Source organism: Imhoffiella purpurea (assembly GCF_000585215.1).
Taxonomy (GTDB): Bacteria; Pseudomonadota; Gammaproteobacteria; order Chromatiales; family Chromatiaceae; genus Imhoffiella; species Imhoffiella purpurea.
This window is the reverse complement of record NZ_AONC01000066.1, coordinates 1-26,696: the sequence shown is the minus strand read 5'-3', so window position 1 is coordinate 26,696 and position 26,696 is coordinate 1. Positions and strand designations below refer to the sequence as shown.

Below are 26,696 nucleotides of genomic sequence, written 5' to 3'. Positions count from 1 at the left end.
GGGTGATCCAGCACGGTGACAGATAGGCCACGCCATCATCGGCGTGCGACGCCAAGGCGAGGTTGCCGCTCAAGATCGAGGAACGGGAGATCCTTCTGCTGGATCGCCGATGATGCCCTTGGCCCGCAAGACCTCCCGCGTCAGCGCCGCCCGCAGCGGCAGATCCGCCTCATCCTTCAGGTCAAGATTCATCGCGAAGATCCAGGTGTCGTCGTCTGTCTCGACATAGCCGACGTACCAGCCGACCGAGGGGGTCGAGCGCGCGAACCAGCCGGTCTTGGCGCGCAGCGTCCAGTCCGGGGTCTGCTCGACGACCATGATGTCGCGCAGGGTGTCATAGGCGTGTGAACCGAAGGGCAGCGTGCGGCGCACCACCTGCTCGATGGCGCTGACCCGCAGCGACCCGTCCAGCCAGAACTCGGTCGGCGCGAAGGGCTCGGAGAGGGTGCCGTAACCGGCCTGATCAATCGCCTCCCGATAGGTCTCGGCACCCACGCGCTGCGCCAGGATCTGATAGCACCAGACGCAGGACACCTTGAAGGCGCTGGCGGAACCCCGTTCGCGCAGCAGAGCCGCCTGCCAACCAAAGGGATACTGGAGCGCATAAGGAGGCCGACACCCGATGGCCGTTTCGGCGTCGAATCCGAACCTCCCGTAGGATTTCGGATCCCCACCCCATCCGACCGCAGTGTCGTTCGATCGAGACCGACTTGTCGAGCCTTGGTCACCTCGAACAGGGCATCGGCCGCCCCCGACCCAACCGTCCAGCGAATGTCGGCTCGAACGTCAAGGGCGTCTTGTCGAAGCGGAGCACCGACACAACCTGTGCTCTAGATCGCCCCCAAGACCTGCAGCGCGCCCATCTCGAAAGGCCCCATCATCCCTGCCAAGGAGACCGCTCGCACCATGAACGCACGCCCGACATCCAACCGATCCGTCGCCGTGACCCTGACCGCGACGGCCGCCGCCGTCATCGCGCTGACCCTGGGCCTCTTCGCCATCGGCATCGCGCACGTCAGCCACGCCATGATGGAACGCCAGGTCGTCGCGCAGATCGAGCAGCAGACCGAAATGGTCGAGTCGATGCTGACGACGCTCGACGCCAGCCTCTCCGACGAGGTGAAACGTCTGATGCGGGACCTGGGTTCGCATTTCGACGCGCCCTTCTCGGTGCATCCGGACGAGGTGGTCGAGATCGGCGGGATCCCCACCCCGGCCCTCTACAGCGGCGATCTGCGGCTGGATCGATCCGCCGCGCGGCTCGCCGACTTCACCGCCTCGACCACCGCCGCCGCGTCGGTTCTGGTCAGGGACGGCGCGCGTTTCGTGCGGATCGCGACCAGCTTCCTGGACCCCGAGGGTCGCCCGGTCCTCGGCCAGATGGCAGACGAGGATCCGGCGCGGCGGTCGCTCCTGGCCGGCGAAGACCATGTGGGTCACGTCGTTCGCTTCGGACGCGACTACATGACCGGCTGCCGCCCGCTGTTCGACGACGGAGGCCAGGTGATTGGCGCGCTCTGTCTCGCGCTGGACGTCTCCGAGGCGCTGCAACGGATCAAGGACGAGATCGGCTCGGTGAGGATCGGCGAGACCGGCTATTACTTCGCCCTCGACGCCAGGCCGGGACCGACTCGTGGGACGCTCGTCCTCCATCCGACGCAGGAAGGCGTCAATATCCTCGATGCGGAGGACGCGGACGGGCATGCCTTCATCCGGGAGATGCTCGACCAGAAACAGGGCGTCATCCGCTATCCCTGGATCAACGCGGAGAGCGGCGAGACCAGACCCCGCATGAAGGTCGTCTTCTACGCCTATTTCCCGGCCTGGCAATGGGTCATCGCCGGTGGTGCCTATCGGGACGAGTTGAGCCACGACAGCATCCGGCTGCGCAACCTCACCTTCGGGGTGACCGGGGGTATCGTGCTGATCCTGGCGCTCGTGATGCTGCTGCTGTCCCGGCAACTGATCGGACGACCGCTCGCCGAGGTCATGCGGATCTTCGCCCGGATCGGCAACGGTGACTACGACAACCGGATCCGGACGACACGCCGCGACGAGATCGGCGCGCTCATGGGAGCGCTGCGCGACATGCAGGAGAGCCTCGGACGGCGAACCCGGGAGGAGGCACGCGTCGCGGCCGAGGCCCTGCGCATCAAGCACGCACTCGACGAGGCATCGACCAACATGATGGTCGCGGACACGGACGGAACCATCATCTACATGAACGAGGCGGTCATGCAGCTGATGCATGACGCCGAGGCCGACCTGCGCCGGGATCTGCCGGATTTCAGTGCGGATCGGCTGATCGGCGGCAGGCTGGACGCCTTCGATCGCGGCTCCGGCCAGTCGCTCGCCATGCTCGACGATCTGCAGGGCAGAGTCAGAACTCAGATCGACATCGGCGGGCGCACCTTCGCGCTCGTGGCCAACCCGGTCATCGACGAGCAGGGACGGCCCCTGGGAACGGTCGTCGAATGGACCGACCGGACCGGCGAGATCGAGACCGAGCAGGAACTCGCCTCGCTCCTGGACGCGGCGCTGAAGGGCGATTTCGACCGTCGTCTCCCGCTGGAGGGCAAGTCCGGCTTTTTCCGCGACATGTCCGACGGCATGAACCGTCTAGTGGCGATCGTCGCGCGCGGACTGGGCGACATCGCCAAGGTCCTGGAGGCGCTCGCGGAGGGCGATCTGACCCGCACCATCGAGACCGAATACGCCGGGACCTTCGGCCAGGTCAAGAACGCGACCAACACCACGGTGACACGCCTCGCGTCGCTGGTCGCCGACATCAAGGAATCGACCGATACCATCAATACCGCCGCGAGCGAGATCGCCGCGGGCAACAGCGACCTCTCGACCCGGACCGAGACCCAGGCCAGCAGTCTCGAGGAGACCGCCAGCGCCATGGAGCAACTCAACACGGCGGTCAAGCAGAACACGCGCAACGCCCAGCAGGGCAACGAACTGGCCCGCAGCTCCAACGACATGGTCGTACGCGGCGGCGAGATGGTGAGCCGGGTGGTCGAGACCATGGGCTCGATCCAGGAGTCCAGCCGCCAGATCACCGACATCATCGGCGTGATCGACGGCATCGCCTTCCAGACCAACATCCTGGCGCTCAACGCCGCGGTGGAGGCGGCCCGCGCGGGCGAGCAGGGCAAGGGATTCGCGGTCGTGGCCGCCGAGGTGCGCAGCCTGGCCCAGCGCAGCGCGCAGGCGGCCAAGGAGATCAAGACGCTGATCGACCGTTCGGTTTCCCAGGTCGACCAGGGCGCCAGCCTGGTCGAGCAGACGGGCCGGACCATGGACGAGATCGTGACCTCGTTCAAGCAGGTCGCGGCCCTGGTGACCGAGATCGCCGACGCCAGCCGCAAGCAGAGCGAGGGCATCGACCAGATCTCGCGGGCCATCGGACAGATGGACGAGGTCACCCAGCAGAACGCCGCGCTCGTCGAGCAGGCCGCCGCGGCGGCGGAGAGCCTCGAGGACCAGTCCCGCACCCTGATGCAGTCGGTCTCAATCTTCAGGCTGAAGGGGCCGCCCAGGCTCGCGCATCGCGGTTGAAAGCTGTCGCATCGAGGCATGCCCGCTGGCGGAATTCGGGCGGATGGCCAGGGTTGTTGAATCCGATATGACTCCTACGCTTGAAACGAATGGTGTAAACCCCATGACCAAGCCAGTCATCCATCTCAACGAATGCCCAAGGCGATGCAAGTGACGTACTAGCCCGTCGACATTCGATGACCCGGCCTTTCCGCACGGACCTGAATCGGAGGGAGACATGTCGAATGTAATTCGGATCGAGCCAGGCCCGCATGGCACCGTCCTGCACTTCGAAGGCGACCTGACCATCTTCCAGGTCGGCGAATACCTGCCCCAATTGCTCGCGCTCGAGGCTGACGAGGAATCGCTGGTGGCGGACCTGAGCGCGACGACGGAGGTGGACGGCGCGGGGATTCAGCTCCTGATCGCCCTTCGGAAGCAGCTGGAGACCGCCGGGGGGCGGCTGACCCTGCACGCCCCCTCCCCTGCGGTCACGGATGCCCTGGTCACCTGCGATCTCTGCGACTACTTCCACATGGAGTGCACCTCGGAGCCTTGCTGACATGTCCGACCCCGTCGACATCTTCCGTACCGAGGCCGAAGAGCACCTGTCCGCTCTGGAAAGCGCCCTGCTGGAACTGGAACAGCGTCCCGAGGACCCCGAGCTGATTGCGCTCGCCTTCCGCGCCATGCACACGATCAAGGGTGGCGGCGGCATGTTCGGGTTCACGGAGCTCTCCGCCTTCACCCATCATCTCGAGACCGCCCTGGACAAGGTCCGAAACGGTCTGTTCCCGGTCACCCAGGAGCTGATCAGCATCCTGCTCGACGCCAAGGATCATGTCACGGGTCTGCTCGAGGACCCCGTGCTCGACCAGACCCAGATCCTGATCGGGCGAGGACTGCTGGAGCGTCTGCACGCACTGATCCCCGACGAGCAGATCACCGAGGCAAAACAGACCACCGCAGCCCAGAGCCCCGCGATCGCCCCCCCCGGCGAGGAAGGGGATCGGGTCTACCGCATCCACATCCGTCCCTCTGCAGGGGCCTTCCGCGACGGCTTCGACATCTTTCCCATCCTCAAGGAACTGCAGGGGATGGGGACCTGCTACGTCACGACCGACACGGGGGGCGTTCCCCTTCCGGCGGAGCTGGACCCGGAATCCTGCATGCTGTCCTGGGATCTGGTGCTGGTCACGTCCCAGGGCGCCGAGGCCATCCGAGACACCTTCATCTTCGTCGCCGACGAGTGGCGGATCGACATCGATCCCATCGACATCGACGACGACCAGTGCGACCGCATCGGCGAGATCCTGGTGGAGCGCGGCCTGATCGCGCGCAGCCAGATAGAGTCGCTGCTCGCCGAGAACCCCCGCGTCGGCGAGGTCCTGCAGCAGGCGGGTCTGGTCACGGAGAGCGACGTCGATGCCGCGCTCAGGGAGCAGCGGGCGATCCGGGACACGCGGGAGCGCGGTGCGCGCGGCGAGCAGGAGAGTCTGGTGCGGGTGCCCGCCGCACGCCTGGACAGCCTCATGAATCTGGTCGGCGAACTGGTGATCGTGCAGGCGCGCATGCAACAGCTCGCCCAGTCCCGCGACGACGAGGCCATGAGCGCGATCGCCGAGGATCTCGACCGGCTGACCACCGAGCTGCGCGACAACACCTTCTCCATCCGCATGCTGCCCATCGGCACCACCTTCGGACGCTTCCGCCGTCTGGTGCGCGATCTCTCCCGCGATCTGGGCAAAGAGATCCGCCTGGAGACCGAGGGCGCCGAGACCGAGCTCGACAAGATGGTCATCGACCGTCTCGGCGACCCCCTGGTGCATCTGATCCGCAACAGCATCGACCACGGCATCGAACCGCCCGAGCAGCGCGAGGCCGCGGGCAAGCCCCCCGTCGGCACCATCCACCTGGCCGCCGAGCACGCCGAATCCCACGTGGTGATCCGCATCCGCGACGACGGCGCCGGTCTGAACACCGGAGCCATTCGCGCCAAGGCGGTGGAGCGCGGCCTGATCGCCCGCGACCAGACGCTGACCGAGGAGGAGATTCAGGGTCTGATCTTCGAGGCCGGCTTCTCCACCGCCGACCGGGTCTCGGACGTTTCGGGACGCGGTGTGGGCATGGATGTCGTGAAACGCTCCATCCAGGATCTCGGGGGCCAGGTCGGGATTCGCAGCGAGCCGGGCCGGGGCACCACCCTGACCATCACCCTGCCCATGACCCTGGCGATCATCGAGGGCCTGATGGTGGCCGTGTCCGAGGAACGCTATGTGCTGCCTTTGAGCTGCGTCGAGGAGTGCATCGAGGTCGAGCGAGGATCCGAAGGCAAGCGCAACGGCCAGCGGCTGGCGCGCGTGCGCGGCGATCTGGTGCCCTATCTCAGCCTGCGGGAATGGTTCGCGGTGCCGGGCGCGGCCCCGGGCATCGAGCAGATCGTCGTCACCCGTCTCGGCGAGCAGCGTTTCGGCTTCAGCGTCGATCAGGTCGTCGGTCAGTACCAGACGGTGGTCAAACGTCTGGGCAAGCTCTACGAGGGAACCGCGGGCCTGGCCGGGGCCACGATCCTGGGCGACGGCGGTGTCGCCATGATCCTGGACGCGGGGGCCCTCGCCGAGTCCCTGGAAGACGAGGTGCGGACGAGGGGGCGCCGACAGACCGGGCGACCACCCACGTGGACGGAATAGGAGCGAAGCCGTCGCGCCCCATGCTCGGGGCATGACTAGATGCGTCGATCGGGGGCCATCTCGCCTGGCCTGCCACTCACGGAGAACGAACATGATCAGAATCCCACTGAAGGTCCTGCTGATCGGTGCCTTTGCCATCCTTATCCTCCTGATGGGCGGGACCAGTTTCATCGGCGTGGATGCACTCTCGTCCATGAACGAGCGGCTCGATGGTCTCGTCAATGGGTCCGCCGAGAAGGTCAAACTCGCCTCTGGCATCCGCCAGGATCTGCTCGCGGTGAGCCGCGACGAAAAAAACCTCATCCTAGCCGAGGCACCCGAGGCAATGGACGCCTTCTCCGCAGATATCGCCCGCACCCTGGAGGGCATGCGCGAGAAACTGGAGAAGCTGCACGCACTGGCCACTGGTGCCGGCCTGGAGAAACTGGAAACCTTTAAGGGCCTGTGGGAGGAGTACCTCCAGGTGAGCGCCGAGGTCGCCCGTCTGTCGAAGCTCAACTCCAACGTCCATGCACGTCGGCTGAGCCGGGGTCAGGCAAGCGCCGCCTTCGACGAGGCCATGGGCCTCTTGAACGAGCGGAAGCAAGCGTTCGACACCGATCTGACACGAGCAGCCGACCTCGAGACAGTCCGGCGTGCCGCACAAAAGATCGCGGTCGCCGCCCGCGTCGAGCGCGGCATGATGGCGATCCAGCGTGAAGAGAAGAACCTGATCCTGTCCCGCGACCAGAAGACGATGGACGATTACGGCGCCGCGATCGACGCGGCCGTCACTCAGGTCAAGCAGACCCTGGATCAGTTCGACAGCCTGCTGGACGCCCAGGAACGAAAAGCTATGGTGCCGTTCGACCAGGCCTTCGAGAAATACCTGGCGCTGAATGCGCAAGTACGCGAGATCGGCCGCGAGAACGGCAACACCCTGGCCTTCGAGCTGTCCTCCGGAAAGGGCCGCGAGCTCCTGGATCAGGCCGAGGCACTCTTGGCCGATATCGTCCGGCTCAACGACGAGGACATGACCGCAGACCTGGCCGCCAGCGACGCCAACTACGCACAGGCCAGGCAGACCCTGATCGGCGCCGCCATCGCCGCCTTCGCGATCGCCCTCCTCATCGCCCTGGTGGTGATCCAGCGCATCAACCTGGTCAGCCGCATCACCGGCCGGATCGGCGCGGGAGACCTGACGACTCAGTTCAATCCCAACGCCAGCGATTCGGATATCTATGGCGTCCTGCGGTCGATGAACATGAGCCTGCGCGACATCGTCGGCGAGATCCAGGAAGCGGCAGCCAACGTCGCCTCCGGCAGCGAGCAGAGCAGCAGTACCGGGCAGCAGATCGCCCAGGGCGCCACCGAACAGGCATCCTCCCTCGAAGAGGTCTCCTCCTCCATGGAGCAGATGACCTCCAACATCGCCCACAGCGCCGACAATGCCCAGCAGACCGAGCAGATCGCCCGCAAGGCGGCCCAGGACGCCGAGACCAGCGGCGCCTCGGTGCGCGAGACGGTGGAGGCGATGAAGGACATCGCCGACAAGATCAACATCATCGAGGAGATCTCGCGCCAGACCAACCTGCTGGCGCTCAACGCCGCCATCGAGGCGGCCCGGGCCGGCGAGCACGGCAAGGGGTTCACCGTGGTCGCCGCAGAGGTCCGCAAGTTGGCCGAGCGCAGCCAGAAGGCGGCCGGGGAGATCGTCGCCCGCTCCAAGAGCAGCCTGGCGGTAGCCGAGGAGGCCGGAGTGCTGCTGGCTCAGCTGGTGCCGGACATCCAGAAGACCTCGGACCTGGTGCAGGAGATCAGCGCCGCGGCACGGGAGCAGGATTCGGGCGCGACGGAGATCAACAAGGCGCTCCAGCAGCTCGATCAGGTGGTCCAGCAGTCGGCGGCCGCCGCCGAGCAGATGGCCGCGACCTCCGAGGAACTGGCCGCCCAGGCCGAGCAGATGCAGTCGAGCATCGCCTTCTTCACCGTCGACACGGGCGCCAGACGCATCCATTCCCCGGCCGGCAAGAAGCCCGGCAAGGGCCCGCGCAAGCCGACCCCGGGGCGCAAGACGGAGACCCAGAAGGCCAAGTCCGAGGAGGCCGAATCCGGCGTCGAGATCGATCTGGACGACGAGGATGCACCCGAGTTCGTCCGCTACTGAGGGAGGCATCATGGCAAGCGAAGCGCAGCCGGCGCACGGCCTCGATCAGGGCTCCCTGCAGATCCTGACCTTCATGCTCGACGGCGAGATCTACGGGACCGATATCGCGCAGATCCAGGAGGTGCTGGAATACCGCCGCGTCACGCCCGTCCCGCGCACGCCGGACTTCATGCTCGGCGTGATCAATCTGCGCGGCAACGTGGTCCCGGTGGTGGACCTGAGACGCCAGTTCGAGATGCAGCTGACCGAGCCCACGGTGGATACCTGCATCGTCATCGTCGACGTCATGCTGGACGGCGAGATGACGGCTCTGGGCATCCTCGCCGACGCGGTCAAGGAGGTGATCGAGCTGGGCGCGGACATGATCAAGCCCCCGCCGCGCATCGGCAGCCGCATCGACACCCGCTTCATCAGCGGCATGGGCAAGCAGGACGAGGAGTTCATCGTCATCCTCAACCTCGCGCGGGTGTTCTCCAAAGAGGAACTCGGCGACCTGGTCGACAGCGCGCGGGAGACGCGCCTCCCCGCCCAGGAGGCAGGACAGAACCCCGCCGATGGCGACTGAGCGGCTACAGCAAGACGCCCTGTCCGCGCGCGACCACAGACGGGTGGCGGACTATGTCGGCCGCGTCGCCGGCATCCAGCTACCGGAGTCGAAACATGCGCTGATCGAGGGACGGCTGCGCAAGCGCCAGCACGCCCGCGGTCTGCGCTCGCTGCGCGATTACATCGACTTCGCCCTCGACGAGCAGGCGGGCGCCGAGGAGCGCCCGCATCTGATCGACGCCATCACCACCAACAAGACCGACTTCTATCGCGAACCGGCGCATTTCCGCTTCCTCCGCGAGCACGTCCTCGGCGAGATCGCCGTCCGCCACGAGCGCGGCTGGCGGGTGCCCCTGCGCATCTGGAGCGCCGGCTGCGCGTCCGGCGAGGAGCCCTACACGCTGGCCATGGAGATGCTGGAGCTGCGGCGTATGCATCCCGAGTTTCGTTTCGAGATCCGCGCGACCGACATCTCCGCCAGTTCGCTGGCGATCGCCCGGAGCGCAATCTACCCGCACCAGCGGGTTGCCTCCATGCCCCTGCCCCTGCGCCGGCGCTATCTGCTGCGCAGCCGCGACCGCAGCCTCGACCTGGTGCGCATGGCGCCCGAGGTGCGCGAACGGGTGCGCTTCGCCAGCTTCAATCTGCTCACCGATGCCTACGACGTCCCGGACAGCCCGGACATCGTGCTCTGCCGCAACGTCATGATCTATTTCAGCCATCCGGATCGCGACCGCATCGTCGCGCGCTTCGCCCGGATACTGCCCCCGGGAGGCCTGCTGCTGGTCGGCCATTCCGAGTCCTTGAGCGGCTCCGAATCGTCGGGCGGCAGCGGCACGGCCTTCGTGCAGATCCAGCCCGCCATCTACCGCAAGATCGTCCCCGGAGCCCATCCGTGAGTCCGGTGAAGGTCATGGTGGTGGACGACTCCGCGCTGGTCCGCCAGACGCTACGCGACCTGCTGGATGCCGATCCGGACATCGAGGTGGTGGCTACCGCCCAGGACCCCTATGTGGCGGCCGAGAAGCTGCGCAAGGTGGTCCCGGACGTGATCACGCTCGACGTGGAAATGCCGCGCATGGACGGGGTGACCTTCCTCGAGAAGCTCATGCGCCAGCACCCCATCCCCGTGGTCATCTGCTCCTCGCTGGTCGGCGCCGGCACCGAGACCCTGATGCGCGCCCTGGAGGCCGGTGCCGTGGACATCATCCAGAAGCCGGCGGTGGGCACCCGGCGCTTCCTGGAGGAGTCGCGGGTGCTGATCACGGATGCGGTCAAGGCCGCGGCCCAGGCGCGTCTCAGACCCGGACCGGCGCCCCGCCCGCCAAGGAAGCTCAGCGCCGATGCCGTGCTGGAGCGGCCCGGTACCAAGGCCATGGCGGAGACCACCGACAAGGTCATCGTGATCGGCGCCTCCACCGGGGGCACCGAGGCGATCCGCGAGGTCCTCATGGCGATGCCGCTCGGCTGTCCGGGCATCGTCATCGTCCAGCACATGCCCGAGGGCTTCACCCGCTCCTTCTCCGAGCGCCTGGACGGACTCTGCAGGATCCGGGTCAAGGAGGCCCAGAACGGCGATCCGGTGCTGCGGGGCCAGGCCCTGATCGCCCCTGGAAACCGCCATACACTGCTCAAGCGCAGCGGCGCGCGCTACTACGTGGAGGTCAAGGACGGGCCCCTGGTGTCGCGCCACCGCCCCTCCGTGGACGTGCTCTTCCGCTCCACCGCCCGCTATGCCGGACGCAACGCAGTCGCCGCCGTGCTCACCGGCATGGGAGACGACGGTGCCGAGGGTCTGCACGAACTGTTCGAGGCCGGGGCCTGGACCTGCGCCCAGGACGAGGCCACCAGCGTCGTCTACGGCATGCCGAAGGAGGCGGTACGGCACGGCGGCACCCAGCGCCAGCTGCCCCTGGAGCGGATCGCCGCCGCCATGCTGATGGCCTCGTGACCGGATCGGACATCGGGGATGCGACGCACGATACCTCGATCGTGCGACTCGGCCGCTCGTCGAGCGCGGTCTCTATCTTACCTTGTCGCGCAGCTCATTGGCCGCTTCGAGCACGCTGTCCAGGATTCTGGACGCCTCGTCGGTGGCTTGCGCCGCCTCCGCGGCATTGCGGGCGATCTCCTCCACCGCGGCATTCTGCTCGGTGACGCTGGCCGCGACCGACTGCATCGCGGATCTCACCTCGGCGACCTGGCGGCTCGCCGCGACCACGCGTTCCGAGAGATTGACGATTCGCGCGACATTGTCGCCGATCTGCTGGCGGGTCTCCTCGGACTTGTCGGCGATCTGCTGCGTGGCCTCCTGTGTCTTCTGGGCCAGCTGCTTGACCTCGTTCGCCACGACGGCGAAGCCGCGCCCGTGTTCCCCGGCGCGGGCCGACTCGATGGAGGCGTTGAGGGCCAGAAGATTGGTCTGATTGGCGATCTCTCGAATGACCGTGCTCATGGTCGAGATCTCCTCGCCGATGACCGCCAGGGTGCGTATCGCGTCGGCCGCCCCCTGCGCCTCGCCCCCGACCTGCTGCGTGATCCTCTCGACGTCACCCACCGTGGCGACGGCGGTCTCGGCCGAACGGCTGATCTCCAGGGTCGAGTAGGAGAGTTCCTCGGCGGCGGTGGCGACGCTCTTGATGTTGCCCGAGACCTCACTGATCGATTGAACGGTGTTCGTGGAGAGTTCGTTGACGCGGTCGCCGGCGCGCAGGATCTGGAATCTCAGCTCCTCCTGGGGGTCGACCCATTCCACGACATAGGCCGGCCGACCGGAGAGGTCTTCGATGGTCTTGGTGTAGACCCGGAAATGGCCGAGTCCGGTGCCGAAGTCCTGCGCGAACCGCGTGTCCGTCTGTCCTCGGTTCAGACATTCTCGGCCGCAGTTGCCGGTCCGGCAGATATTAGCGCCCCATTGATGGCAGGGCTTGCCGAGGAACTCGCTCAGAGGCTTGCCGAACGCAGCCTGGACCGGACCGTTCACGTAGAGCCAACGCCATTCCTTGTCCCCCGTCTCACCGATCGCGGTGACGGAACAGGGCTGTTCGCAGGCATCCAGGACCCCCATGAAGAAACGCTCGCGCTCGCGCTGCAGCCTGTCGAGGGTGTCGATATGCCGGGGCAGACGCGCCCTGAGATACCACGCGGTTGCGAATCCGATCAGCACGCCCAGCGGCCAGATCCAATTGCCGGAGAACTGCCAGAGCAGCGCCCCGAGTAGTGTCACGCACAGGAAACCGATGATCAGCAGGCGACCGAGCCGAGAAATCTCGCGCCGCAACGCGTCCAATGCCTCGGGCACGGAGTGATGGTCGATAGCCATGGTCGATACTCGAAAAAGGGTTGAACACAGGACCGAAGAAAGTCAGGCTGGCACCGACGCAGCGCTGCCTTGCCGCCCAGCATCTTATGCCCCTCCTCCGGTTCTGCATGTGCACTGATACGCATCTCGAAGGACGCATGCGTCGTCATCGGACGCGAGCACGGATGGAATACGATCAAGACGTCTTCGTGCGCGGTATGGCCCCTGAGCGGGCGAGTTCGGCGGAAACCAGATGGGGGCTCTATTCGTTTGCGTCAATGCCCGGTCCTGGAACCGGACGGACTGGAGATATCCCGAACCCCCAACCCATCGCCCGTTCGCCATGTGCGTTACTTGGCCCCACCTTCCCGAATCAATCCAGCAATGGTCGCCAAGGCCCGCTCGACCCGGTCGTCCCATTCGCAGGCGCACGACAGCCGCATGCAGTTCCGGTATCTCTGGGTGGCGGAGAAGATCGGCCCCGGGGCGATGCTGATCCGCCGATCGAGCAGTCGCTGGCTCAGCTCGAAGGTGTCGATCGGCTCGCCCAGCTCGACCCAGACGACGAAGCCGCCCTGGGGGCGCGTGACCCGGGTCCCCTCGGGGAAATGCCGGTCCACCGCCTCGATCATGCGCTCGACCGCACGCGCGTATCTGCCGCGCGCCTTGCGCAGATGCCGCTCGTAGGCACCGCTGCGCAGCAGCTCGGCCACGGCGATCTGGGGCGCGGTCGCCGTGGCCATGTTGGTCACGTATTTCAGGTACTCGATCTTCTCGCGGTAGCGGCCGGGGGCGATCCAGCCGACGCGCAGCCCGGGTGACAGCGTCTTCGAGAAGGAGGCGCAGTAGAGCACCCTGCCTTCCTCGTCATAGGCCTTGCAGACGGATGGCCGGCGCTGCGAAAAGCCGATGTCGCCGTAGACGTCGTCCTCGATCAGGGCGACCTGATGTCTGGCGAGCAAGGCGACCAGGCGCCGCTTGCGGTCGTCCGGCATGAGATAGCCGAGCGGGTTGCTGTAATTGGGTACCAGGATGCAGGCCTTGACCCGCCACTGTTCCAGCGCGAGCTGCAGCGCCTCCAGCGACGGTCCGTCGCGCGGATGGGTCGGGATCTCCAGCGCCTTCAGTCCCAGGGCGTCGATCGCCTGCAGCAGACTATAGAAAGTCGGCGATTCGATCGCCACCACGTCGCCGGGCTCGGTGACGGCGCGCAGGGCCAGCACGATCGCCTCCTGACAGCCGTTGGTGACGAGGATCTCGTCTGCCGGGGTGTGGCATCCGCATTCCGCCATGCGGCGCGCGAGCTGCTGGCGGAGCTCCGGGGCGCCAGGCGGAAAGGCATAGCCGATGACGCGCTGGCGGTGCAGCCTGGCGGCGCTCGACAGCGCCCGCTCCACCGCGCGCTCGGGAAGAAAGCCGGGGCCCGGAACCGCCGCGCCCAGCTGCACCATATGCGGCTCGTTGGTCGCCTTGCTGAGCTGCATCGCCAGCTGCTGACCCGAGATCGCCCGGGGCCGCACGCTGGGTCGGGAGATGTCCGGCTCCGGGATCCGGATCCTGGGGCGGGAGCGGACGTAGAAGCCCGATCGGGGTCTGGCCTCGATGAGACCGTCTTCCTCGAGCCGGCGATACACCGCAACCGCGGTCGCCGCGCTGATATTGCGCTGACCACTGAAGACGCGCACGCCGGGAAGCCGCTCGCCGGCCCGAAAGAGGCCCTGCTCGATCTGTTCCGCAATCTCGGATGCCAGTCGTTCGTAGAGGAAGGCCATAGGGTCACCACGACAGATCGGACGCCTTGGGAGCGATACAGACGTCCGACAGCCTCATCTGTATCGCGACAATAACAAATGTTTGCATCTGTAATGCTCACCTCCCGCGCTCTAGAGTCAAGGTCGACAGGATGGTCCGTCGGCGCGGCGATCGTCCGGATCCCATTGGCCGGCCCATGCCGGTCTTCAAGACACGAGAGGAGAGATTCTGTGCATCGACATGCCATCTGTTGGTTGAACGGGGAGCTGCTGCCCGCGGCTCAGGCGACCCTATCCGTACTGGATCACGGCCTGCTGTACGGCGACGGCATCTTCGAGGGCATCCGGTTCTACGACCGCCACGCCTTTCGGCTCGACGCCCACCTCGACAGGCTGGAGCTCTCGGCACGGGCGATCGCGCTACAGATCCCGTACGGGAGGGATGCGCTGATCGAGGCGATCGCCCGGACGATCGCGGCCTTCGAGGAGCCCGACGGCTATCTGCGGCTGGTGGTGACGCGCGGGGTCGGACCCATGGGACTCAATCCGCGCGGCTGCGGCCCCGCGACCCTCTTCATCGTCGCCGACCAGCTGTCCCTGACGAGCGAGGCGGTGCGGGAAAAGGGTGCCCGCCTCATCATCGCCGCCACCCGGCGACTTCCCCCGAACGGCCTCGACCCGCGGATCAAGAGCCTCAACTATCTGAATCACATCCTCGCCCGCATCGAGGCCAATCACGCCGGTGTCGACGAGGCGGTGCTGCTGAACGGCGAGGGACGGGTGGCGGAAGGCACCGCGGAGAACCTCTTCGTCGTGCGCGGTGACACGCTGCTGACGCCGCCGACGGTCGAAGGGGCACTCGACGGCATCACCCGCCAATGCATCATCGAGCTGGCGGTGGAGGCCGGGATCCCGGTGCGCGAATGCCCGCTCGCCCCCTACGATCTCTACACGGCGGACGAATGCTTCCTCACCGGAACCGGTGCCGAGCTGATTCCGGTCCGGGACATCGACGGCCGATCCGTGACGCATTGCCCGGGCCAGATCTTTCTCGGGCTGCAGGCGCGCTTCGCAGAGCTGGTGGAACGGGAGACCGGACCGACAGCGGCAGAATCTCGGCCCGATCATTAGACTCGGCCCCTGCCTGGGGACGATGAATCCGGCGCGCGACCTGCGGATTGTCACCCGGGCGATCCGCAGAGGCACTGCGAATCCGGTCACTGCTTCGGCGCGACCGCTGAGACGTCCTTGGCCGCCCGCCGCTCCTGCCATTCGGTCAGCAGATCCCAGGCGACCGGGACGACGAAAAGCGTCAGGAGCGTCGCCGTCGCGAGACCGGTCACGAAGGTGGAGGCCATGGTCCCCCAGACCGTGGAGTAGCTGGGGATGCCGAGCGCCATCGGCAGCAGGCCCAGGCTGGTGGTCAAGGTGGTAAGCAGGATGGGACGCAGCCTCAGCGCGACCCCTTCGCGGATGGCCGCGACGCGGTCGCGACCGGCGCGATAGCGGCGGTTGATGAACTCGAGCAGCACCAGCGCATCGTTGATCACCACCCCGGTCACCCCGACCACGGCGATGAAGCTGTTGATGGTGAAGAGCGATTGGGTGATCAGCTTGCCGAGCACCACGCCGACGATCGCGAAGACGACCGCCGAGAGGATCAGGACCGGCTGCATGTAGGAATTGAACTGGACCGCCAGGATCAGATAGATGAGCAGAATGGCGACCAGAAATGCCTGGCTGAGACTCTCGAAGGAGCGCTGGGTGTCGGCGTACTCGCCGCCGAAGACCAGATGCGCGCCCGGATAGCGGCTGTTGAGTTCGCGCTCGCGCTCGCGCGCCCAGGCGACGACGGTCGCCGCCGAGATGGGCGCGCCCGTCTCGATGTTGGCGGTGATGACGCGCGAGCGCTGGCCCTGATAGCGCCTCAGCTCGCTGGGCTCGCTCAGATGGGTCAGGCGCACCACGTCGCCGAGCCGCACGGGTCCCGAGAGATCCTCCAGGACCGGGGTCGAGAGGGTCGTCTCGGCGCGCTCGATCCATTCCGGACGCAGACCGAGCTTGATGTCGACCTCCTCGTCGGCGAGCCGGAACTTGCCCAGATAGCGCCCGTCGAGCACGGCCGCCGCCAGACCGATGGCCTGCCCCTGCGTCAGACCGAGCTCGCCGGCGCGCTCGGAGTCGATCTGCAGCCGCAGGATCCGCGAGGGCGCGGCGCGGCCCGGATCGAGCTGGGTCAGGTAGGGGGCGAGCGCGGGATCGGTCTCCAGCGCCGTGGCGATGGCGTCGGCCAGTCCGGTCACGTCCGCGTCGTTGTGTCCGACCACCTGGATGTTGACGTCCTTGCCCGAGGGCGGACCGTCCTTCTCGGCGCGCACCCGAATCCCGTAGTCGCCCCCGCCGTAGCGCGAGACCATGCGCTCGCGCACCCGCTGCAGATGGGCGAGCGGGTCGTCGAATGCACGCGCCTCCTTTCGCGGCAGGGACACGGTGACCGTGCCCAGATAGCGGCCGTATTCCTCCTCGTAGTCCTCGTTGATCACATATCCGGCGAAGGCGGCGACCGAGCCGACGTATCCGGGTCCGTCGGCGAGCAGATCCTTGCTGATGGCGCGCAGCTTGGCGTCGATGACCTCGATGGGCGTATCGGGCGGTCCCTCGACGAAGACGTAATAGAGGTTGTAGTCGTCGGGGAAGAACTTGATCCGGATCAGCGGCGCGATGCCGGCGACCGACACGGCAAGGATGGCGACGCTCAGGACGAAGGCGAGTGTCACGGTGGCGAGCGTAACGATCCGGAAGCGCAGCGTCACCGTGAGCAGACGCTGGGTCGGCTTGATGAGTGCGTCCATCAGGAAGCGGTCGCGCCCGCTCGGCTCCGAGCCGCCCGGCTTGGGGCGCGGTCCGAAATCCAGGTAGTGCAGCGGCAGGATGAAGATGCACTCGAACAGGGAGGCGACGATGGCGAAGCTGACCGCCTTGGGGATCTGGGCGAAGAACTCGCCGGTAGAGCCCGTCATCATCAGCATCGGCAGGAAGGCGGCGACCGTGGTGGCGGTGGCGGCGATGACCGCCGGCATGACCTCGGCGGTGCCCTCGACGATCGCCTGCTCCAAGGGCTCGCCGTCCTGGATGTGGCGGTAGATGTTCTCGACCACCACGATGGCGTCGTCGACCAGGATGCCGGACACCAGGACGAAGGCGAAGAGGGTGATCTCGTTGAGCGTGTTCCCGGTCAGCCAGGTGACGATCAGTGTCAGCAGGAATGAGAAAGGGATGCCGACGCTGGCCAGCCCGGCATTGCGCGTCCCCATGAAGAGCCAGAGCAGCAGACCGACCAGCAGCATGCCGACGATCATGTTCCAGCCGAGCGTCGAGATGGAGGCGTCGATGTAGCTGGTCGAATCCTGGGTCAGGACGGTCTCGACCCCCAGGGCCTCCAGACGCGGCGCGAAGTCGGCGAGGATCTCGGCCACGGCGCGATGGATCACCAGGGCGTCGCCGTCGCTCGATTTGAGGATGGCGATGCTGACCGTGTCGCGGCCGCTGACCGAGCGGATGATGTAGGGGTCGCGATAGCCGAGCTCGGCGCGATCGATCAGGTCTCCGACGCGCACGAAGGAGCCGTCGGCGTCGGCGCGCACCAGCACCTCGGCCACCTGCTCGCGGGTTCTGAAGCGCTCGTCGACGCTGACGACGAAGTCGCCCGAGGGGTCGGAGAAGTCGCCCGCCGGGATCACCTGATTGGCGCCCTCGAGCGCGGTCGCGACCTCCTCGAAGGTGATGCCGTGACGCGCCAGCTTGGTCGGGTCGAGCCAGATGTGGAATTCGCGCGTCCAGTCGCCGGTCAGGCGCGCCTCGCTGACCCCGGGGATCCGGGAGATCTCGGTGCGCAGCTGCTCGGCCATGAGGGCGAGCGCGCGATTGGAGCGTTCGCCGGCCAGGTTGACCACCTCGACCGGCAGCCAGGCGCTGGTGCTCCACTGGGTGAAGACCGGCGGCTCGACCATGTCCGGCAGCTCGTCCAGCCGACCGAGCACGCGAAAGCGCAGCTCGTCGTAGAGGGCGTCGTAGTCGACGTCGTCGCGGAACTTGACGGTCATGATGGAGCGCTCGCGCGTCGAGGTCGACTGGATGTACTCCACGTCCTCGAGCCCTTCGAGGGCCTCCTCGATCTCGCGCGTCACCAGGGCCTCGACATCGCGCGGCGAGGCACCCGGATAGAAGGTGGCGATCTGCACCTTGCCGAGATCGACCTCTGGATAGCGCTCGACCGTGATCTCGCCGAGCGCGATCAGACCGATCAGGATGGTCACGGCGAACAGCAGGTTGAAGAGCACCTGCTGGCGCAGCGTGAAGCGGACGATGCCTCTCATCGGCGGCGGAGGCTCGCGCTCATTCGCGCGGACGCAGCGGATCGCCCGGTTCGAGACCGGGGGCGCGCGCGCGCAGCCATTCCCGACCCTCGATCCGCTCGCCGCCGAGAATGGTGACGACCAGGGGCTCGCCGTTCAGCGGCTGCACCCAGCTCTCCTCGAACCCGCGATGCACGGCCGCGGCTGGAATCAGCAGATTCTCGGGATCCGGCAGCTGCAGGCGCAGCTCCGCGCGCAGACCTCCGCGCTGGGGCTCGATGGCCGTCTGCAGACGCAGGTCCACGTCGATCTTGCGCGTCGCCTCGTCCAGGGCGGGGTTGACCCGATAGATGGCGGCAGGAACCTGGACGCCGAGCTCGGGGATCTCGACGCTCAAGGTCTCGCCCGTCTCCCGCAGGGCGACGAGCTGTTCCGGCGTCAGGGAGAATGGCAGCAGCAGTATGGAGAAATCGGCCGCCTCGCCGAGCCGCTCGCCGTCGCCGACCCATTGGCCCGGCTCGATCAGGCGCTCGATCAGGCGCCAGCCGGACGGGGCGCGGATCTGGGTGCGGGAGATCTTCTCGGCGAGTACGCGGGCCTGGACCTCGAGCCGACGCAGGGCCTGGGTGTCGTTACGCAGCGTTTGCCGGGCCTCGTCGAGCTGCGCGGCAGCGACATTGTTCTTGCGCGCCAGCTCACGGTTGCGCTCGACCTCGCGTTGGTCGTAGGCGATCTGATCGCGCAGCCGGGCCTGCTCGACGCCGTTCTCCTCCAGCTCCAGCTTCAGGAAGGTCGCGTCGAGACGGGCGAAGAGCCCGTCCTCGCCGACCGGATCGCCGATGTCCTGGAGCACGGCCTCGACCCGGCCCGCCATCTCGGCAACCAGGGGCAGACGGGCACGGGGGCGGGTGAAGGCGGTCAGCTCGATGAAGCGAGAGGATGGGCGCGCCGCTAGGGCCTCCTCCTCGGCGGCGCCGGCGAATGCCGGGATCAGGGCGGCGACGAGCCCCCATGCGAGGAGCAGGCGATAGACCGGGGGGCGCGCAGGCCCCCCATGCCGGGCCGACCCGGGGAAATGGGATGGAGAGGATGAGGGCGGCATCTCGGCGTCAGATCTCGCTCGCGAAAGGCTTACTCGATACGCTGGACCATGGCACGATACAGGAGCGACAGACCGATGCAAACATCTCGATTCGGAGGACAGCAGTCGATGATCGAAAGGCATTATTATCGGTTGAGGCCATTGATCTATTACGGCGACTTCACCCTGTCCATGACGGGCTTCGTGGCTGCCTTCGTTCTCTGTCTCCATACCACTGGACTGGCGTTCGCGCTTTCACTGTTCGCGAGCAGTGCCTGTCTCTATCGTGCCGGCGCCTTCATCCACGAGCTCACCCATCAGTATCGCCGCGGCCGGCTCGAAGGCTTCTACCGTCTCTGGAACCTGACGGCGGGCGCGGTGGTGATGATGCCGGCGGTGCGCTTCTTCGATCCGCATCGGACCCACCACAAGACCGGCATCTTCTCCACGAGGCAGGATCCCCAGTACATGCTGCTGCGCACCGACTGGAAACTGGCGGTGCTGGTGCTGCTGGTCTCGCCCTTCGTCATGCCGATCGTCAGCTTCCTCTTCATGCTGGCCGCGAGTCTTGGAGAGCGGGTCGACATCGAGGGGGCGATCGAGCGCTATCTGGAGCGCAAGAAGGGGGCCGCGGTCGGCAGCGCCCTGCCCCAGGCATACAGGCGCGAGATGACCGTCTACAGCCGCTACTATCTGGTGGTGGTCGGACTCTATGTCTGGCTGTGGCCAGAGACCATCCCCCTGATGTACGCGGTGCAGGTAGGCGCCTGGTGGCTGGGCATCCTGCGCATCCCGCTCGAGCACGAGATGCGCGCCTATCGTGAGACCAGCGGTGCCAGGGACCACGTGGTCGACAGCTTCACCGTCGAAAGCCCCTTCGCCGAGATCCTGCAGCCACTGAGCCTGCGTCTGCACACCGCGCACCATATGTATCCGGGGGTGCCCTACCACAACCTGCCGGCGCTGCACCGGGAGCTCAAGCGCAGCGACCCGGAATACCGCCGAAGCGTCGTGCCCTTCATGACGGCGGTGCTCGGACCGCGCCGGCCCGCCTCGCCCTGAGCATCGGCTGGACGCCTGTCCGGGGGCTTCCTACACTCCTGGAGACGAGCCCATGCCCTTGCGCTGGGTTCGTCGTGACTCGTCGCACCCTTGCCGGAGTTCGCCCACGCCTCATGACCGACAGATTCCATCTCCTTCTCATCAAGCCCTCGCGTTACGACGACGATGGCTACGTGGTGCAGTGGCGCCGGTCCGTACTCCCCTCCAACGCCCTTTCGGTGCTCAACGCCCTGGGCGAGGACTGCGCCGAGCGCCAGGTGCTGGGTCCCGAGGTCGAGATCCGCGTCGAGGCCTACGACGACCACACCGGGCTGCCGCCCATGGCCGAGCTGATCGCCCGGCTCCAGGCCGCCTCCGCCGGAGCCCTAGTCGGGATCGTCGGTGCCCACAGCGCCCAGTTCCCGCGCGGCGCCGACATCGCCCGGCGTTTCCATGCCGCGGGGATCCCTGCGGTGATCGGCGGCTTCCACGTCTCCGGCGCCTACAGCATGCTGCCGGAGATGCCGCCGGAGCTGCGGCAGGTGATCGACGAAGGGATCTCGCTCTTCGTCGGCGAGGGCGAGGGGCGCCTGGACGCGGTGATCCGCGACGCCCATGCCGGGCGAATGAGGCCGGTTTACGACTACGGCGGCGATCTGGTGGACCTCTCCGGGGCGGTGATTCCGAGGGGACTCCCGGCGACCGTCGAGAACCGGATGCTGGTGTCGGTCAAGCCGGCCGATCCCATCGAGGCGGGACGCGGCTGCCCCTTCAAGTGCAGCTTCTGTACGGTCATCAACGTCCACGGCCGCCAGGCGCGGACCCGCGACCCCGAGGCCATCGTTCGTCAGATCCGCAGCGGCGTGGCGCGCGGGCGAGACAACTTCTTCTTCACCGACGACAACCTGGTGCGCAACCGGCGCTGGCGGGAGATCTTCGAGGGGCTGATCCGGCTGCGCGAGGAAGAGGGGCTCGCATTCAACATCATGATCCAGGTGGACGCCCAGAGCGACCGCGACCCCGACTTCATCCCCATGGCGGTGCGCGCCGGCTGTCACCAGGTGTTCATCGGCATGGAGAGCATCAATAGCGAGGCGCTCGCCTCCGTGGGCAAGGGCCACAACGACGCACGCCGCTACCGGCGTCTCTTCCTCAACTGGAAGCGGCACGGCGTGGTGATCATGGTCGGCTACATCCTCGGCTTTCCCGGCGACACCCCGGAGAGCATCCGGCGCGACGTCGAGACCATCAAGCGGGAGCTGGCGGTCGATCTCGCCTACTTCTACGTGCTCACCCCGCTGCCGGGCTCCGAGGACCACGTCAGGATGTGGCGCGACGGGGTGGAGCTGGATCCCGATCTCTCGCACTACACCTCCTACCGCTCCATCGCCCCGCATCCCACCATGAGCACCCAGGTGCTCGACGGACTCTACGACGAGGCCTGGCGCAGCTTCTACGACGATGCCCACTGCGAGCGCATCCTCACCCGTCATGCCGTCCTCGGCGGCAGCCTGGACCATCTCTTCCCCTTCCTGCTGGTGGGGCGCGGTGCCCATCCCATCGACGACGCCCATCCCTTCGAGTTCGGCTTCGTGCGCGTCAAGTCGCGCCGCGAGCGGCGTCCCGACATGCCGCGCGAGCCCCTGATGTCCTTCCTGGCGCGGCGCGTCTGGGAGACCGCCGAGGCGCAGGTGCGCTGGATCCGGCTGTTCCGGCACATGTCGCCCATGGTCGAGCGCGCCCGCGCGGCGGCGGCGATGCCGCGACCGGACGATCCGGCGCTGATGGTTCCAGCGGCACCGGTGGAGACGCCAGCGGGGAAGGTCGGGGCTGCGTTGGAGGTGGCCTCGCCGGTGTCCGGCGTCGCGGCCTCGAGCGGGTTCGCCAGATGAATGCACATGGCGGACGGCCACCCCGAAACGTGAAACGGGCGGTCGATTCGACCGATGTGAGGAGGCCCGGCATGCGGCGTCATGTTGGGCCTCGTGCCTCGGCCCAACCAACAAAACGCCCGTCTCGAGGTCACCGCTTGGCGCTGTGCGCGAGTTCGCATGCCGAGGCACGCCTCGATCGAGCGCGGGCGTCCAGGATCGGCGTAATATCCGCCGATCACCTCCGATCTCACGTCTTGGGAGAAGCAATGTGGCTGTAACCTTGATCAAGGGGGCGAATATCTCGCTGTCCAGGACCGATCCGAGTCTCGTGCGGATCCTCATCGGGCTGGGATGGCAGGCCAGGGAGACCGAGGGTGTCGATTTCGATCTCGATGCCAGCGCCTTTCTGCTCGGCGAGAACGGCAAGGTCGCTCGCGACGAGGATTTCATTTTCTACAATCAGCTCACGTCGGTGTGCGGCTCGGTCGAGCACACGGGCGACAATCTGACCGGGGCGGGCGAAGGCGACGACGAGGCGCTGAAGATCGACCTCGCGAAGCTGCCCTCGTCCATCAAACGGGTCGTCGTCTGCGTGACCATCCACGAGGCGGACAGCCGCGGTCAGAATTTCGGCCAGGTCTCGGAGGCATTCATCCGGATCGCCAATCTCGACGACGATCACGAGATCGCCCGCTTCGATCTCTCGGAGGACTACAGCACCGAGACGGCCATGATCTTCGGCGAGGTCTATCGGCGCGGCGACGAATGGAAATTCAAGGCGGTCGGCCAGGGCTTTTCCGGTGGGCTCGCGGCCCTGTGCCATCAGTTCGGGGTCGATGTCGCCTGAGCCGGGCGCGACCCCTTATCGGTTAGGAGAGAGGGACATGCGAAGATTACCCGTCTATCTGCTGCTCGACACCTCGACCTCGATGAGCGGCGAGCCGATCGAGGCGGTGAAGACCGGCGTGCAGCTGCTGGTCTCGACCCTGCGGCAGGATCCCTATGCGCTGGAAACCGCGTTCCTGTCCATCATCACCTTCGACACCTCGGCCAAGCAGATCGTGCCCCTCACCGAGCTGCCCAGCTTCCAGTTCCCGGCGCTTCGGGCGAGCGGAACGACGGCGCTCGGCGAGGCGCTGGGCCTGCTGGCCGAGCGGATCGATGCCGAGGTGGCGCGCACGACCGCCGATGCCAAGGGCGACTGGAAGCCGCTGGTCTTCATCATGACCGACGGCATGCCGACCGACGACTGGCGCAAGGGGCTCGATCGGCTCAAACGCACCCGCACCGGCATCGTCGTCGCCTGCGCGGCCGGACAGGGCGTCGATACCTCCGTGCTCAAGCAGATCACGGAGGCCGTGGTCTCGCTGGACACGGCGGATACCAATACCATCAAGGCCTTCTTCAAGTGGGTCTCGGCCTCGGTGTCCACCGGCAGCCAGAAGGTCGACCTGACCAAGAAGGACGTCTCCGAACTCAACGACCTTCCGCCGCCTCCGCCCGAGGTGAATCTGGTGCTGTGAGGGGAGACGGTGACTGAGAAACACACGCTGATGGAGGTTTCATGAGCGCCAGAAGACTTCCTGTCTACATCCTGCTCGACACCTCGGGGTCGATGCGCGGCGAACCCATCCATTCGGTCAATGTCGGCATGCAGGCCATGCTCAGCGCGCTGCGCCAGGATCCCTATGCCCTGGAGAGCGTGCATCTCTCCATCATCACCTTCGACATCGAGGCGCGCGAGTATCTGCCGCTGACCCCGCTCGACGCGGTTCAGCTGGACGAGATCCAGGTGCCCCAGTCGGGCGCGACCTTTCTCGGTGCGGCGCTGGAACTGCTGACCCAGTGCGTCGCCCGCGACGTCAAGAAGAGCACGCCCGACGCCAAGGGCGACTGGCGCCCGCTGCTGTTCGTCATGACCGACGGCAGCCCATCGGATCTGCACGACTTTCGCCAGGCGATTCCCAAGGTCCAACAACTCGGCTTCGGGGCGATCGTCGCCTGTGCCGCCGGCCCCAAGGCCAAGCAGGAATTCCTGCGCGAGCTCACGGACCGGGTGGTGACGCTCGACACCCTGGACGCGGCGGCCTTCTCCGGCTTCTTCAAATGGGTCTCGGCCAGTGTCGCGGTCGGCTCGAGCAGCGCCGGCATCGCCGGGTCGGTCTCCTTGCCGCCGCCACCGCCCGAGATCCAGCTGGTGCTCTGAGTTCAGGGACTTCAATCGAGGGGTGAGATGATGCGCAGACTTCCGGTCTTCTTCCTGCTGGACTGTTCGGAGTCGATGGTCGGCGAGAACCTTCGGCGGATGGAGGAGACGCTCCAGACCATCGTGCGGGTGCTGCGCGGCGATCCGCATGCGCTCGAGACCGTCCATATCTCGGTCATCGCCTTCGCCGGCGTCGCCCGGACCATCGTCCCCTTGGTCGAGGTGGTCTCATTCTATCCGCCCAAGCTCCCTCTGGGCGGCGGCACCAGTCTGGGCGAGGCGCTCGATGCGCTCATGGTCGAGCTGGATACCGCCGTGGTAAGGACCACGCCCGAGCGCAAGGGCGACTGGAAGCCGATCGTCTATCTCCTGACCGACGGTCGTCCGACCGACGATCCGAGCCCCGCGATCGCGCGCTGGAACGCCCAGTACGCCAAACGGGCGACTCTGACGGCGATCGGCATGGGACGGGACGTCGATTTCGCCGTCCTCAAGCGTCTGACCGATCGGGTCCTGCTCTACGAGGAGACCAGGCCGGAGGACTTCAAGACCCTGATCGACTGGATCAGCGCCTCGGTGGTCGCCCAAAGCAAGAGCCTGGGGGAAGGCGGCACCGCCCCGGTGCCCGTATCGCTCGACAAGGATGTCATCAAGATCGTCGACGAGGCCCCGAGGACGCTGGCCGACGAGACCTGTGTGACGCTGGTCGGACGCTGTCAGCAGACGCGGCGGCCCTATCTCATCAAATACGAGCGCGAGCGTCAGGATCTGACGGGCAGCGACTTCCAGCTCCAGGTCTCGCTCTTCAGGCTGTCCGGCTGCTATCCGCTCGACGAATCCTATTTCGACTGGTCGGATGCCGATGCGACCGACCTCAAGGTAAGCACATCCGAGCTGATCGGAGCGCCCGGCTGTCCGCATTGCGGCAATGCGACCGCCTTCGCCCTCTGCGGCTGCGGTAAGCTGATGTGCATCAATGGTCCGGGAGAGGCGGTTTGTCCATGGTGCGGAAACGAGGTTGGGTTCGCCCCGAACCCTTCGACCGACGAGGGCGGGTTCGAGGTCGGCAGAGGTCGAGGCTAGCTCGGATGGGTAATTCCAGCCAATTGCCGACGGCAGAGCAACGCAGACGACTTTCCCCTAGGATCCAGGCCCTGGTCTGGGGATTGTTCGAGCGTAATTCGGCTCCTTTCTTCGATAGAGCGAGTCTGCCGCCGGGGCTATTGGAGGAGTTCGTCTGCAGCGATGAGGTCTTCGACGCAAGCTACCAGTATGTAGACACTCTGATACGGCTCTGGAAGAACCGCTATCCTACAAAACCGCTGAGGCCAAGACCGCAGGGAGACTTGGGCGATACCGTCGAACGTCATATTCCACCCACCTTCTCGGACAAGAGCGCGCCTGAGCGTCCTCCCGAGGGGCAGGACGCGAAGCCGATCCCGAATGCCGACGCCGAGGGGAGATCAGAGATGCCGCCGTCAGATCAGGAGGATCCATCCATCCCGCCAGAGGCCGATTCCGACACCGGTTCGCAACCGGACGCGGCACCCAGGCCATCCCCCGACACCAAACCGGAAACGCGGCCCGGCAACATTCCATCCGCCGGAACGCCCGATCCCGTGCCGCCCGATCCGAGGGCGAGCTTCAGTCTGCCGAACGCCAAGGTCGGCGTCGCCTATGCCGAGACGCTGCAAGGACGCGGTCCTGATGGGACCCCGGTGCGCGTGGTGGAGGTCCGGCTGCCCGAAGGGCTCGGGCTCGGCTTCGATCCCGATCGCGGGGAGGTATCGGGAACCCCCGCGCACCAAGGCGACTACCGCATCCCGCTGCGCTGGACGCTCGACGGCAAAGAGACCTATTCGGGCGAGTGTCTGCTGATCGTCAATCCGGATCCCCAGAGCCTCTGGAAGGTGCTGGAACCGCCGAGAGACGCGCCCTATCCGAAGCCCCATGTCGACTCCCGTCTGATCCAGGGCGACGACTACCGGATCCTCGCCGCCAGCCGGCGCGGCCGCTCGCACGAGCATGCGGGAAGCTTCCGCGACGACGACTTCCATATCGCCCGGAATCCGGACAGCGGCTGGGATCTCATCCTGGTGGCGGACGGCGCCGGAAGCGCACCATTCTCGCGCGAAGGCTCACGGCTCCCCCCCCCCCCCCCC

Annotated in this window: 19 protein-coding genes and 1 pseudogene; 15 read left to right on the top strand and 5 right to left on the bottom strand. The window is 66.6% G+C overall.

Features of this window, described 5'->3' with window-relative positions; translation table 11 throughout:
• Positions 1–69: 69 nt before the first annotated feature.
• Positions 70–564: pseudogene (locus tag D779_RS18135) on the bottom strand (class D beta-lactamase); the annotation flags it as partial.
• Between the two features lie 342 nt (positions 565–906).
• Between D779_RS18135 and D779_RS23190 the strand changes: the two are divergent.
• From D779_RS23190 to D779_RS18100, 7 genes are all read left to right on the top strand, one after another.
• The gene (locus D779_RS23190; protein WP_043756844.1) at positions 907–3,564 is read left to right on the top strand and encodes a Cache 3/Cache 2 fusion domain-containing protein; all 2,658 of its coding nucleotides are present in this window, start codon (positions 907–909) and stop codon (positions 3,562–3,564) included.
• A gap of 217 nt (positions 3,565–3,781) precedes the next feature.
• Complete coding sequence (locus tag D779_RS18125) at positions 3,782–4,105, top strand: STAS domain-containing protein (protein ID WP_052348254.1); 324 nt, start codon at positions 3,782–3,784, stop codon at positions 4,103–4,105.
• A 1-nt stretch (position 4,106) separates the two neighbouring features.
• Positions 4,107–6,233, top strand: a complete 2,127-nt coding sequence (locus D779_RS18120) for a chemotaxis protein CheA (RefSeq protein ID WP_043756841.1) — start codon at positions 4,107–4,109, stop codon at positions 6,231–6,233.
• A 91-nt stretch (positions 6,234–6,324) separates the two neighbouring features.
• On the top strand, positions 6,325–8,379 hold the full coding sequence (locus D779_RS18115; protein WP_043756836.1) for a HAMP domain-containing methyl-accepting chemotaxis protein: 2,055 nt from the start codon (positions 6,325–6,327) through the stop codon (positions 8,377–8,379).
• A 10-nt stretch (positions 8,380–8,389) separates the two neighbouring features.
• Positions 8,390–8,944, top strand: a complete 555-nt coding sequence (locus D779_RS18110) for a chemotaxis protein CheW (RefSeq protein ID WP_043756831.1) — start codon at positions 8,390–8,392, stop codon at positions 8,942–8,944.
• Entirely contained in the window at positions 8,934–9,824 is an 891-nt protein-coding gene (locus D779_RS18105) for a CheR family methyltransferase (protein ID WP_043756828.1), read from the top strand. The genes D779_RS18110 and D779_RS18105 overlap by 11 nt, the downstream gene beginning before the upstream one ends.
• The gene (locus D779_RS18100; protein ID WP_198295748.1) at positions 9,821–10,876 is read left to right on the top strand and encodes a protein-glutamate methylesterase/protein-glutamine glutaminase; all 1,056 of its coding nucleotides are present in this window, start codon (positions 9,821–9,823) and stop codon (positions 10,874–10,876) included. Before D779_RS18105 ends, D779_RS18100 begins: the two co-directional genes overlap by 4 nt.
• A gap of 72 nt (positions 10,877–10,948) precedes the next feature.
• On the opposite strand, the gene D779_RS21295 is transcribed toward D779_RS18100, so the two are convergent.
• Both D779_RS21295 and D779_RS18090 read right to left on the bottom strand, forming a co-directional pair.
• Positions 10,949–12,247 carry a methyl-accepting chemotaxis protein gene (locus tag D779_RS21295; RefSeq protein ID WP_052348253.1) on the bottom strand — a complete coding sequence of 433 codons (1,299 nt, stop codon included), beginning with the start codon at positions 12,245–12,247 and terminating at the stop codon, positions 10,949–10,951.
• Positions 12,248–12,576: 329 nt separating this feature from the next.
• Positions 12,577–13,998, bottom strand: a complete 1,422-nt coding sequence (locus D779_RS18090) for an aminotransferase-like domain-containing protein (protein ID WP_043756824.1) — start codon at positions 13,996–13,998, stop codon at positions 12,577–12,579.
• A gap of 210 nt (positions 13,999–14,208) precedes the next feature.
• Here D779_RS18090 and ilvE point away from each other — a divergent pair, with 210 nt between their 5' ends.
• Positions 14,209–15,108: a branched-chain-amino-acid transaminase gene (gene ilvE, locus D779_RS18085; RefSeq protein ID WP_043756822.1), complete on the top strand. Its 900-nt coding sequence runs from the start codon at positions 14,209–14,211 to the stop codon at positions 15,106–15,108.
• A gap of 86 nt (positions 15,109–15,194) precedes the next feature.
• Here ilvE and D779_RS18080 read toward each other — a convergent pair whose 3' ends face one another.
• Positions 15,195–18,353 (bottom strand): efflux RND transporter permease subunit, encoded by a 3,159-nt coding sequence (locus tag D779_RS18080; RefSeq protein ID WP_043756820.1) that lies wholly within the window; start codon positions 18,351–18,353, stop codon positions 15,195–15,197.
• Positions 18,354–18,372: 19 nt separating this feature from the next.
• Positions 18,373–19,434, bottom strand: coding sequence for an efflux RND transporter periplasmic adaptor subunit (locus tag D779_RS18075; RefSeq protein ID WP_052348252.1), 1,062 nt, complete (start codon positions 19,432–19,434; stop codon positions 18,373–18,375).
• 108 nt (positions 19,435–19,542) lie between these two features.
• Between D779_RS18075 and D779_RS18070 the strand changes: the two genes are divergently transcribed.
• The 7 genes from D779_RS18070 to D779_RS22985 form a co-directional block, all read left to right on the top strand.
• Positions 19,543–20,475 carry a fatty acid desaturase family protein gene (locus tag D779_RS18070; protein ID WP_157726451.1) on the top strand — a complete coding sequence of 311 codons (933 nt, stop codon included), beginning with the start codon at positions 19,543–19,545 and terminating at the stop codon, positions 20,473–20,475.
• 113 nt (positions 20,476–20,588) lie between these two features.
• Positions 20,589–22,346: a B12-binding domain-containing radical SAM protein gene (locus D779_RS18065; RefSeq protein ID WP_052348251.1), complete on the top strand. Its 1,758-nt coding sequence runs from the start codon at positions 20,589–20,591 to the stop codon at positions 22,344–22,346.
• 250 nt (positions 22,347–22,596) lie between these two features.
• Entirely contained in the window at positions 22,597–23,175 is a 579-nt protein-coding gene (locus D779_RS18060) for a TerD family protein (protein WP_043756816.1), read from the top strand.
• 37 nt (positions 23,176–23,212) lie between these two features.
• On the top strand, positions 23,213–23,851 hold the full coding sequence (locus tag D779_RS18055; RefSeq protein ID WP_043756815.1) for a vWA domain-containing protein: 639 nt from the start codon (positions 23,213–23,215) through the stop codon (positions 23,849–23,851).
• A 41-nt stretch (positions 23,852–23,892) separates the two neighbouring features.
• A complete protein-coding gene (locus D779_RS18050) occupies positions 23,893–24,534 on the top strand; it encodes a vWA domain-containing protein (protein WP_043756810.1) in 642 nt (213 codons plus the stop codon).
• 30 nt (positions 24,535–24,564) lie between these two features.
• Positions 24,565–25,617, top strand: a complete 1,053-nt coding sequence (locus D779_RS18045) for a TerY-C metal binding domain-containing protein (RefSeq protein ID WP_043756878.1) — start codon at positions 24,565–24,567, stop codon at positions 25,615–25,617.
• A 386-nt stretch (positions 25,618–26,003) separates the two neighbouring features.
• Positions 26,004–26,696 (top strand): protein phosphatase 2C domain-containing protein (locus D779_RS22985; RefSeq protein WP_232424237.1); only part of this gene is annotated, 693 nt, incomplete at its 3' end.

Coding starts and splice junctions, on each gene's coding strand:
- D779_RS18110 (WP_043756831.1), top strand. CDS start 8,390: ATGGCAAGCGAAGCGCAGCCGGCGCACGGCCTCGATCAGGGCTCCCTG.
- D779_RS18120 (WP_043756841.1), top strand. CDS start 4,107: ATGTCCGACCCCGTCGACATCTTCCGTACCGAGGCCGAAGAGCACCTG.
- D779_RS18070 (WP_157726451.1), top strand. CDS start 19,543: ATGATCGAAAGGCATTATTATCGGTTGAGGCCATTGATCTATTACGGC.
- D779_RS18105 (WP_043756828.1), top strand. CDS start 8,934: ATGGCGACTGAGCGGCTACAGCAAGACGCCCTGTCCGCGCGCGACCAC.
- D779_RS18090 (WP_043756824.1), bottom strand. CDS start 13,998: ATGGCCTTCCTCTACGAACGACTGGCATCCGAGATTGCGGAACAGATC.
- D779_RS18125 (WP_052348254.1), top strand. CDS start 3,782: ATGTCGAATGTAATTCGGATCGAGCCAGGCCCGCATGGCACCGTCCTG.
- D779_RS18045 (WP_043756878.1), top strand. CDS start 24,565: ATGCGCAGACTTCCGGTCTTCTTCCTGCTGGACTGTTCGGAGTCGATG.
- D779_RS18055 (WP_043756815.1), top strand. CDS start 23,213: ATGCGAAGATTACCCGTCTATCTGCTGCTCGACACCTCGACCTCGATG.
- D779_RS18115 (WP_043756836.1), top strand. CDS start 6,325: ATGATCAGAATCCCACTGAAGGTCCTGCTGATCGGTGCCTTTGCCATC.
- D779_RS21295 (WP_052348253.1), bottom strand. CDS start 12,247: ATGGCTATCGACCATCACTCCGTGCCCGAGGCATTGGACGCGTTGCGG.
- D779_RS18050 (WP_043756810.1), top strand. CDS start 23,893: ATGAGCGCCAGAAGACTTCCTGTCTACATCCTGCTCGACACCTCGGGG.
- D779_RS18065 (WP_052348251.1), top strand. CDS start 20,589: ATGACCGACAGATTCCATCTCCTTCTCATCAAGCCCTCGCGTTACGAC.
- D779_RS23190 (WP_043756844.1), top strand. CDS start 907: ATGAACGCACGCCCGACATCCAACCGATCCGTCGCCGTGACCCTGACC.
- D779_RS18080 (WP_043756820.1), bottom strand. CDS start 18,353: ATGAGAGGCATCGTCCGCTTCACGCTGCGCCAGCAGGTGCTCTTCAAC.
- D779_RS18075 (WP_052348252.1), bottom strand. CDS start 19,434: ATGCCGCCCTCATCCTCTCCATCCCATTTCCCCGGGTCGGCCCGGCAT.